Here is a 10,420-nt window from a genome sequence, read left to right as displayed (position 1 = left end):
GATTATGAAGTGTATTCAGAGGTAAGTGAAGCCATGATTTATGGTTCCTTACTTCGTCTCATGGTTAGGCGATTGTCTATTTAATATTTACTTTACGAATCAGCTCTAAAGGGTCAGTAATATCTGTAGGAATGGTTAAAACTTCCCCCGATAACTCATTAGCCAAAGTCTCTAAACGGCTGCTGTCTCTCGCCACTAGTACTAACTTTGCCCCGGTAGAGTCTAGTTTATGAGCTAAGGCTGAACCAATACCACCACTCGCACCAACAATGACAACTACTTTATTCTGCATTATTTTTTTACATTTCTTTACATCTTTTTACATAATACTCAATTACAAGATTCTTTGTTGAGGGAAGACAATGCTCTACAAGCGACAGGAAGTCATAGCCTAAATTACTTTGCATTGGAGGGTTTAAAATAGTCCCGTCAAGGTGACTCATAAAACCCTACTTCTCACCAGAAAGCTTCTGCTTTTCTCTCCGTGCGTCTGTGGTAAAAAATAATTTTTCTAACCACGGATACACACGGTCGCATTACAATCTTATCTTTCCCTTCTACCTAATACTTTTCAAAACTTAAAAATTAATGAAGTCATTACTCCAAAAAATATAGCTAGAGTTCCAGATATTACTATCAAATTTATCTAGATAAATAGCAGGCTAGAGCTTAAAATATCTCGTCTAAATAAGTAAAGTTTATTTGCAAAGAATTCCCAACTAGTTTAGGGAGTGCTAATCTAATAATTGAAGCTACATAGAAAGCTTCCCTGGCAGATTTAACAGCTGGTGTGTAAAACAAGATCAAGAGGTAAAAGACGCTGTTTAATTTAATGTCTGTCTCGTTTAAAGCCGACAACACCCAACGCGAAAGTTGATATTTCCTCAAATATCCTAAAGTAGGGGGCGCTGTAACATATTTCTATTGCTTGTTTGTAGTAGTAAATGATGATTACATCCCTAGATAGAATGAACAAGGGGAGGAAATGATCACAACTAGTAGATGTTTGGGTGTTGTTGTGTGATGAAAATGCAGAATCGAAAATTCAGCATTCAGAAAAGCTAAATTTATTGTTGATAAACCTCAGGTTGTTTTGGCAAAGACGGTCAGTAAAACAGTCCCTAATAAATAATGATGATTTACACATAATAGCCCGGCAGATGAGCCAAGAACTTCACGTTGATTGGGGCTATAAAATTTAATTGCCTGAGAAGCAATAGATAATGTTTGCGGTTCTTTCTCTTTTTTAGAGGTAAAGTCAACTAAGTAGAAGTGTCCGCCAGGAGAAAGTACCCGTGATACCTCATGCAACACCTGTGTTGGTTCACTATAATGTAAGAAACTTATGGTGTTGAAAACTGCATCAAACTGATCATTACCAAAGGGAAGAGACTCCGCTTTGCCTTCAAGAAAAATTAAACGTGCATGGTGGCGATTACTGAGTCTTGCTTGGCGCAACATATTAGAAGATAAATCTAAACCTGTACCCCGCAATTTGGGAAATTGAGTAGCAAGGCGTTCCAGTAAGCGACCAGTTCCACAACCTAAATCAAGTACGTTTGCTTGCTGTGATAAATCGACATATTCCAACAAACGTTTGTGAATAGCCTGGTAAAAAATAGAGGGAAAAAGCCAGTCATAACTAGGGGCCCAACGGTCAAAAATTAGCTTCTTATTCTTCAGAAAATCATTAGTCATAGTTTTTCACAGTCTGAATGCTTAAGCCTGGCTTAAGTAGTTTTGCTCTGTGCTTAACAATATAGCAATATCTAGCCTAGCGTTTAGTACAACAGATATAGGGAAAATTGTCATCATTCTTCCGTAATCCCAGTATTGGCAATTGTAGTTAACAATGTTCTCAGATATGAAAGTTAACTCTGCGGAGAATTAAACAACGAATAATTGCTGCATAAAAACAGATATCCTGACCGTATTTAATTACAGAGGTTCAAACATAACAAAAAAGGTGATTTATCATGACAAGCTTTATTCAAATGAACTCTCACAAAGACATACTACATCCCATCCGCAGATGGTTAGAAGGAATTGAAATTCACAACTCTAAACTAGCTCGTCTGTTATGCAAAGCCATCCCTGCTCAATGTCCGTTTGAGAGAGATGTGAAGCTATTTGGTCACATATTCTTTCATATTCCGCCAATGTGTAAATTAAATCCTTTATACGAGGAAGTAGTGGGTTTGCGTTTCAAAGCACTGTGTTATCTGGCTGATGAGTGCGGTGAAGATGTCACAGTTTATTGCTAAGAAAAAGAGTTTAGAGGCTAGAGATTAAGATTTTTACTCATCACTCATTACTGTATAAACTTACGGTTGTTACTTAAGCAAAAGTATAATAAGCTAACCTAGAACTAATTAGATGCCCATATTATTGGTGACATTATTGGCTATCACAGCACAGTGGCAATAACAAGACTATGTGCAGTCGCCTAAATGTCCACAGTATAGGTATCTGATAATTGTTACCTTTACCCTTTTACTTTTGCTCGATCATGACGCACATCTTACTGGTTGAAGATGAAGTCAAATTAGCGCGATGTCTAGAATTGGAACTGAACTATCAAGGGTATCAGGTTAGTATCGCCTATGATGGATTAACTGCAATGATGGCAGCGCGGAAATTGCAGCTAGATTTGATAATTTTAGATTGGACGGTAGCTGGTTTGTCGGGGTGGGAAATTTGCCGCCGCTTGCGGAGTACTGCCAATAATGTACCGATAATATTATTAACCACTAAAGATGAAACCATTGATGGCTCCCGACCAACTATAGGTCATGGCATTGCAGGTTTAGATGCTGATGCTGATGATTACGTAGTCAAACCTTTCAATCTTGAGGAATTATTAGCTAAGATCTGCACTCACTTGCAAAGAACCCAACAAGCAGATGCAGCAGATGTTTAAGAGCTATCAACGGTCATACAGTAGGATGTAGGAATCAGAGTTGAGAATAGCCTACGGCCAAAATGCTGTTTGCATAGCTCACATTAAGAGTATTACCCTTTAACACTTAAGACCTGAATTAGCTATTTGATGGGTATTTGGGGATGATGCTGTCCTCAATATAAACTGATGTCAATGTTAGTTATATTGAGGATGCACAAAGTTAGGGACTTTCAATTTAGAAATTACCCAATTTATAGGGTGCGTCAGAACGTAATACAAATTACGCACTCTCAATATCTAGGACTGACGGATCCTACACACTAACAATATGGGGAAATTTATTTTTTGTTGTTCCCTAAACTTCTACATCCCAAGACCCAATATCAAGACCACATGACCTATTTAGAGACAGCCGCACAATTTTACAGCGAAGTTGCCCAAACCCCACAAGTGGGACTTTGTTGTGTTCAAAGCACGCCCCTACAACTACCAGGGCTAAAAATTCCTTTGTCTATGCAGGAAATGAACTATGGTTGTGGAACCACGGTTCACCCTACGGAACTCTCCAAGGAACCTACAGTCTTATATGTTGGTGTGGGTGGTGGATTAGAAGCATTGCAATTTGCTTATTTTTCTCGCCGTCCTGGTGGTGTAATTGCAGTTGACCCGGTTGCAGCGATGCGAGAAGCGGCTGCACGTAACTTAGAAATGGCGATAGCACAAAACCCTTGGTTTGACCCTAGTTTTGTAGAAATTCGGGAAGGGGATGCTTTTAACTTACCTGTGGCTGATGGGTCGGTTGATATTGTCGCCCAAAATTGTTTGTTCAACATTTTTGAGCCTGAAGATTTAACCCGTGCGTTAAAAGAAGCCTATCGGGTATTAAAGCCTGGTGGACGTTTGCAAATGAGTGATCCGATTGCAACCCTTCCCGTTCCTGCACATTTGCAACAAGATGAAAGGTTACGCGCCATGTGTTTATCAGGCGCACTGACCTACGAAGAATATACTCAGCGCATTATTGATGCTGGTTTTGGTCAGATTGAAATTCGGGCCCGTCGTCCTTATCGCTTACTGGATTCCCAAACCTATAACCTAGAAACACATCTACTTTTAGAAAGTCTTGATTCTGTTTCATTCAAAGTGGCTACTCCAGAAGATGGAGCTTGTATTTTTACAGGTAAGACCGCAATCTATGCTGGTTCTGAACCATTTTTTGATGATGCAGGCGGACATATCTTGCAACGTGGCATTCCGGCAACTGTATGCGATAAAACTGCTGCTAAACTAGCTACTGTAAAGCCAACAGAAATAATAATTACTGATTCAACTTGGCATTATAGCGGTGGTGGTTGCTGTTAATTTATACTCCTGAAAATGTTGTTAATTAGTCTATTTATTGCTACTCTGTTCCTGGCTTATGCTAATGGAGCTAATGACAATTTTAAGGGTGTAGCTACGCTGTTTGGTAGTCGGACAACCAGCTATCAAACAGCAATTTTGTGGGCAACTTTTACGACTTTTGCAGGTGCGTTAACCTCTACCTATTTAGGTAGAACAATAGTTACGGAATTTACTGGTAAAGGTATACTACCGGATGCGATCGCCAATGCACCAGAGTTTCATTTAGCGGTGGCGATCGCATCTGGTTTCACTGTACTAATTGCTGCTATTATGGGATTTCCTATTTCTACGTATCATTGCCTTATAGGTGCTATGTTTGGTGCTGGTCTAGTGGCGTATGGATTACAGGTAGATTTTGCTGTTCTGGGAATTTATTTTATTTTACCTCTATTCTTAAGTCCTATTATTGCTATTCCCTTAAGTGCGGGAATTTGCAGTTTAATTAATTACATAAAAATTCGCTTTAATTGGCAATTAAGTCGGAAAATAGTTGATATTTGTCATTATATTAGTTCTGGGTTATTCAGTTTTGCTAGAGGATTTAACGATACTGCCAAAATTGTGTCTCTGGTTCTAATTATTGATTATTTTTCACTCTATGGAGCAATGATTACCATAGCAATGGCTATGGGACTTGGTGGTTTGTTGAACTCCCAGAAAATTGCCGAAACCATGAGTACAAAAATTACTACCATGAATCGGACTCAAGGATTATCTGCCAATATTGTTACTAGTCTTTTAGTGATTATCGCCAGTAATTTTGGATTACCCATATCGACAAGTTATGTTGCAGTGAGTTCTATTTTTGGTGTAGGACTCATTGGTAGAAAAGCCAATGGATATATTTTTTCTCAAATTATGCTTGTCTGGATTTTCAGTCTACCCACGTCCACTATTATTGGTGGTATAACTTATAGAATATTGCAAGGATAACAGCATCTTCACAATCTTAAGTCTCAGGAATAGTCATCAATGACAACTACATCAAGCACTACTACCATCAATACTAAAATTACTCCCTTTAAATCTAAATTAAGTTCCCCTTTAGTAAAACAAGAAATCAATATTTTACAAATTAATTTAGGTAAACGTTGTAATCTAGCTTGTACACATTGTCACGTCGAAGCTGGGCCAAAACGTACTGAAGAATTATCAACAGAAGTCTGTCAACAATTAATCGAGTTGATTTACAGATTTCCGCAAATTCAAACTGTTGATTTGACTGGTGGCGCACCAGAAATGAACTATGGATTTAAACCATTAGTAGAAGCCGCACGGCAAAAAAATAAGCAAGTAATTGTCCGTTCTAATTTAACTATCTATTTTGCAGACGGTTTTAGTGATTTACCGGAATACTTTGCAAATAACCAAATAAGGATTGTAGCATCTATGCCTTGCTACTTAGCAGATAACGTTGATAAGATGCGCGGTACAGGTGTATTTGATGATTCCATTAAAGCATTACAATGGCTAAATAAAGTTGGTTATGGACAAAATCCGTATCTAATTTTGGATTTAGTTTATAATCCACAACTACCCACAAATGAAGAATTTTCTTTAACGCCTGAACAGAGTAAACTAGAGCGAGATTATAAAAAATTTTTACAAGAAAATTTTAATATTGTATTTAACAACCTTTTTACTATTACTAATCTCCCAGTTGGTAGAACCAAACTGCACTTAGAACGAAAAAAAATACATACCAGTTATTTGCAGTTTTTAGAATTCAATTTCAATTTGGATACAGTTGAAAATTTGATGTGTCGCAATCAATTGTCTGTAGACTATCTAGGTAATATATATGATTGTGATTTTAATCAGATGATGAATTTACCAGCAAAAACTCATGATGGGGAGATTTTAACTGTTGCTAAACTACTAGAAGCTGGCAGTTTGGATGTGATTGATGAAATTCAAACTGCAAACTACTGCTACGGTTGTACTGCTGGTTGCGGTTCTAGTTGTGGTGGTGCTTTGGCGTAAATTGAGAGACATTGTTCTATAAAATATCCATAAATTATTATCTGCCAAAAAAATATTTTATGGAAGCTGTATCGAAGTATTAATTAAGTATGAAAAATTACTTTATGTCAGTAAATGCTAATTTTATTACAAACAGTGTTGTTTTGCATTGGACATAGTTAGGTTAGCTTATAATTTATCTAGTTTAAGTCTCCTCACACCACATCAAAAAACCGTAGATTCTTCAATGTTTCCACGGTTTTTATTTTTTTATAGAGATAATATAAAACCACATAATACATACTACAACTCATGAAAAAAGACAGAAGGCAGAAGGCAGAAGGCAGGAGGCAGCTATGCTGAAGGTAATTCTGATTCCTGCCCTCTGCTACGACAGCAAGGAGTAAGGGAAGGGTCGGAATCCCCGAATGTACAAAACCTTCTCTACGAGAGGCTGCGCCATCTGCCCTCTGTTTTCTGCCTTCTTCAAAGGGCAGGCTCTCTGAACCACCCCACAAAAATTATCCATTGATTCATCAATTCAAAAAAATCCTGTTACCAAAAATGTTACGAGTGTATCACTGCTTGCCCCTTACTTTATGATGATATTTAGTTAAGCTCCTCACACCACACTAAAAGCCGTGAAACATTTGTTTCACGGCTTTTTTTTGTATAGTTGCATATTGCTTAGTCATTGCAGACAAAGTGCTATCATTCGAGAAAAATTATATAGTCATTATTACCATATAGATGGGACTCTGCTAAAATGCAGTGCGGCGGCATTCGTTCTCAGTCTTTACGCTACTGCCCATTCAGCCCTTCAAAGTTTTATTCGTCCGCCTAAGACTGATGTCGCTAATGGTGACAGGCCGATGTTATTTACGGAGTTCTATGTCTTTTTCTAATCTCGGCTTGTCTAATAAAATTATTCTTGCTGTCACTGAGCGAGGATACACGAAACCGACACCAATCCAGATGCAGGCGATTCCTGCCGTCTTGTCGGGGCGTGATTTGCTGGCTGGCTCCCAAACGGGGACTGGAAAAACTGCCAGCTTCACTCTGCCGCTTCTACATCGGTTGTCATCTGACAAGAACATTACAAGCACATCTAATGGATATTCGCCAATTCGGGCGCTGATTCTTACCCCGACTCGTGAACTCGCCGCACAGGTAGAGTTAAGCGTGCGTGAGTATGGCAAGTACCTGGAATTGAACACGATGGCGATGTTTGGCGGGGTCAGCATTAATCCGCAAAAACGGCTTTTAAAGGGTCGTGTGGACATTCTGGTTGCAACTCCAGGGCGACTGCTAGACCATGTGCAGCAGGGAACGGTGAACCTGTCACATATTGAAATTTTGGTGCTGGATGAAGCTGATCGGATGTTGGATATGGGGTTTATTCGTGATATCCGTCGCATCCTTTCGCTCCTACCAAAACAGCGACAAAATTTGCTATTCTTCGCTACCTTCTCGGAAGAAATCAAGGCACTTGCCACAGGGCTGCTTGATCGCCCGAAGATGATAGAAGTGGCACGGCGCAACGTTACCGCCGAAACGGTGGCACAGAAAGTCTACAAAGTAGACCGTGATAAGAAGCGCCAATTACTTGCTCACCTGATTCGCCAAGATAACTGGTATCAAGTGCTAGTGTTCACTCGGACAAAGCATGGTGCTGACCGTCTGGTTAAGGAGTTGGCCCAGGAGCGTATTCAAGCACTGGCCATCCACGGGAATAAGAGCCAGTCGGCACGTACCCACGCTTTGGCAAAGTTCAAGAATGGGACTTTACAGGTTTTGGTGGCAACTGACATTGCAGCGAGAGGTCTTGACATCAGCGAACTGCCTCATGTGGTTAATTTCGATCTGCCCAATGTACCATCCGATTATGTTCATCGCATTGGTCGCACTGGTCGCGCTGGCGCTTCAGGTGAAGCCATATCGCTGGTGTGCGTCGATGAATACCAAATGTTGGCAGGTATAGAAAAACTGATTGAAAAACGATTACCTTTTGAAGTGGTTGCTGGCTTTGGAGTCAATTCCCCCACGAAGCCAGAACAAATTTCAGATGAACGCAAGCACAGACCCAATGGTAGCAAGCGTTTGGCTCACTCTACAGCTAAACCGTTGCCACAAAAATTAGCTAAAAAATCAACACCACGAACTGTGACAGGTGGTAAAAAGTCTGATGCCCGTTCCTCACGTCGTTGAGTTAACGGCAAGAAACCCACACTTATTTTTTTGTTGATCATTGCATAAATTATGGCGATCGCCGTGAGAAGTAATTAAGACAATTAATTGTGGAAGTTCAACAACTGGGGACTGAAAATTTCCATAGTTTTCCCTGGGAAAACCCAGTCTTTGTTACTACTCCACTAAAAATGAGACTGTGAGGTAATATTTATGATTCACCATATATCTATTTCTGTGGAAAATCCCCAGCACGTTGCTCAAGTTCTAGCAGAAATTCTCAATGGAAAAGCGGTTCCCTTCTTTCCCAATCCCGGTAGCTATATGGTTTTTCCTTTAGATGAATACGGTACAGGAATTGAAGTTTATCCCTTAAAAACACACATAAAGCCAGGTGATGGAGAAAATCAGTGTGTTTTTGCGGAATCTACCAATGTTTCTGGCTTTACCGCTACTCATGCAGCAATTTCTGTCTCTTCTACTCAAAAAGAAATTGAAGAAATTGGTAAACGGGAAGGTTGGAGAGCAGTACGCTGTAACCGCGACTCTTTCTTTGATGTGATTGAATTTTGGTTAGAAAATAAAGTAATGATAGAGCTACTGACACCAGAAATGGCAGCACAGTATCTAGCGGTTACACGTCCAGAAAATTTGCAGCAAATGTTCGCTGCGTAAATTTGGGAAAAATCTTGCCCGTCCATTGTATTTATTGGGCGAGCAAGCTCACTATCCGACACAAACTATGTCTGGATTCAACAATGCTTTTTAGTCATAGCAGTAGCCAGATAGATTAGGACATCAAGAAATAATCAAATCGTTACACTCAGAGGCTTGCAAGTCTGTTATCTGTCACCTGTTCCTGTTTCTCTGCGATAGATAGAAGTCAGTTAGCTATTTTGGGATGGGAAAAAAAGTACAGGATACCAACTCCGACGTAATATTTCGGCTGCAAAGCTAGAGATCAACCATTCCTGGAGTTTACCCATTGTTCCTGAAGACACGGCGATCGCGCTAATGTCAGCCATGACAGCTATATCTAAAAACTCAGTAACACAGCTTCCTTCTCGAATTTCTGTATCTACTTGTAAATTTACACTTTCCAAATCCGCTTTAATGGCATAGAGAGTTTCATTAGCCTGTTGTGGTAAGATTTTTTGTGTTATTCTTGGGCGATCGGAATTTTCTAAAATCCAGCATAGCTTGCATTGTTGGAAGAATTTGCCAGGTTCTTTCTCTGCTAAATGCTTGATCTGTTGCACAAGATAATCAGCTACTTGACTACCATTATAAGGAATTAACAAAGAGCGAAAAAGGTGCTGACAACGTAGGGCTAATTCTTCGCAAGTATAAGCCCAGATTAATTGAGGACGCACTATCAATAAAGGAACCCGTGTTTGCCGGGATAAATCAACCATCGTACTACCCACCAGTTTTTCTGTGAGTAAACTGCGACTTTGGGAACCCAATATAATTAATTCAGATTTATAAGTTTGAGCCACTTTCAGAATTGTCTCAACTGCCTTACCTGATTGCACAACTGTTTTTACTTCTACATCAGTAATATTTTCACCGACAGCTTCTGTTAATCTGGTTTCGGCTTGTTCTATTTTTTCACTATCAACGCGTGGGATAATACCTTTTTCATACAACGGCACAACGTGCAGAAAAACAATTTCCTTTATTCCTGCAAGTCCAAAACTGGAAACAAAATTTGCCAGACGGTGTAAACCATCAGCAAAATCTGTGCAAATTAAAACTTTTTCAAACATAATTTATAGGATTTAAGTAGAACGGCGTAAATAATTAAAGGTTTGTAGTAAAAATCAATGACTATTGGCGATCGCGTAGCATCTTGTAGAGAAGAATTGCCATTAGCATTCTTGACTACGCACTCAGCTATCATAATTTTACATTGGTTGGCATAATTAGATTTATTCCTGCCGACTTACTTATACCAATTCAAAA

The 10,420-nt window shown here is 39.4% G+C and carries 9 protein-coding genes and 1 pseudogene; 7 read left to right on the top strand and 3 right to left on the bottom strand.

Annotation, left to right across the window (positions count from 1 at the left end; translation table 11 throughout):
* Positions 1-76 precede the first annotated feature (76 nt).
* Both H6G18_RS22055 and H6G18_RS22050 read right to left on the bottom strand, forming a co-directional pair.
* A complete protein-coding gene (locus H6G18_RS22055) occupies positions 77-292 on the bottom strand; it encodes an SDR family oxidoreductase (RefSeq protein WP_242040439.1) in 216 nt (71 codons plus the stop codon).
* A 791-nt stretch (positions 293-1,083) separates the two neighbouring features.
* Positions 1,084-1,698 (bottom strand): class I SAM-dependent methyltransferase, encoded by a 615-nt coding sequence (locus H6G18_RS22050; RefSeq protein WP_190409237.1) that lies wholly within the window; start codon positions 1,696-1,698, stop codon positions 1,084-1,086.
* A gap of 278 nt (positions 1,699-1,976) precedes the next feature.
* Between H6G18_RS22050 and H6G18_RS22045 the strand changes: the two genes are divergently transcribed.
* The 7 genes and pseudogenes from H6G18_RS22045 (at position 1,977) to H6G18_RS22015 (ending at position 9,130) form a co-directional block, all read left to right on the top strand.
* Positions 1,977-2,264 (top strand): Mo-dependent nitrogenase C-terminal domain-containing protein, encoded by a 288-nt coding sequence (locus tag H6G18_RS22045; RefSeq protein WP_190409236.1) that lies wholly within the window; start codon positions 1,977-1,979, stop codon positions 2,262-2,264.
* A 245-nt stretch (positions 2,265-2,509) separates the two neighbouring features.
* A pseudogene (locus tag H6G18_RS22040) lies at positions 2,510-2,917 on the top strand (response regulator transcription factor); the annotation flags it as partial.
* Between the two features lie 378 nt (positions 2,918-3,295).
* The gene (gene arsM, locus H6G18_RS22035; RefSeq protein WP_190409234.1) at positions 3,296-4,264 is read left to right on the top strand and encodes an arsenosugar biosynthesis arsenite methyltransferase ArsM; all 969 of its coding nucleotides are present in this window, start codon (positions 3,296-3,298) and stop codon (positions 4,262-4,264) included.
* A 15-nt stretch (positions 4,265-4,279) separates the two neighbouring features.
* On the top strand, positions 4,280-5,239 hold the full coding sequence (locus H6G18_RS22030) for an inorganic phosphate transporter (protein ID WP_190409233.1): 960 nt from the start codon (positions 4,280-4,282) through the stop codon (positions 5,237-5,239).
* Positions 5,240-5,278: 39 nt separating this feature from the next.
* The gene (arsS, locus tag H6G18_RS22025; RefSeq protein ID WP_190409232.1) at positions 5,279-6,289 is read left to right on the top strand and encodes an arsenosugar biosynthesis radical SAM (seleno)protein ArsS; all 1,011 of its coding nucleotides are present in this window, start codon (positions 5,279-5,281) and stop codon (positions 6,287-6,289) included.
* A gap of 870 nt (positions 6,290-7,159) precedes the next feature.
* Positions 7,160-8,476: a DEAD/DEAH box helicase gene (locus tag H6G18_RS22020; protein ID WP_190409231.1), complete on the top strand. Its 1,317-nt coding sequence runs from the start codon at positions 7,160-7,162 to the stop codon at positions 8,474-8,476.
* Between the two features lie 192 nt (positions 8,477-8,668).
* A complete protein-coding gene (locus H6G18_RS22015) occupies positions 8,669-9,130 on the top strand; it encodes a hypothetical protein (protein ID WP_190409230.1) in 462 nt (153 codons plus the stop codon).
* A gap of 212 nt (positions 9,131-9,342) precedes the next feature.
* Here H6G18_RS22015 and H6G18_RS22010 read toward each other — a convergent pair whose 3' ends face one another.
* Complete coding sequence (locus H6G18_RS22010; protein WP_190409229.1) at positions 9,343-10,224, bottom strand: universal stress protein; 882 nt, start codon at positions 10,222-10,224, stop codon at positions 9,343-9,345.
* Positions 10,225-10,420: the final 196 nt, after the last annotated feature.

This window comes from Anabaena subtropica FACHB-260 (genome assembly GCF_014697105.1).
Taxonomy (GTDB): Bacteria; Cyanobacteriota; Cyanobacteriia; order Cyanobacteriales; family Nostocaceae; genus Trichormus; species Trichormus subtropicus.
This window is presented reverse-complemented; position numbering and strand designations above follow the sequence as displayed.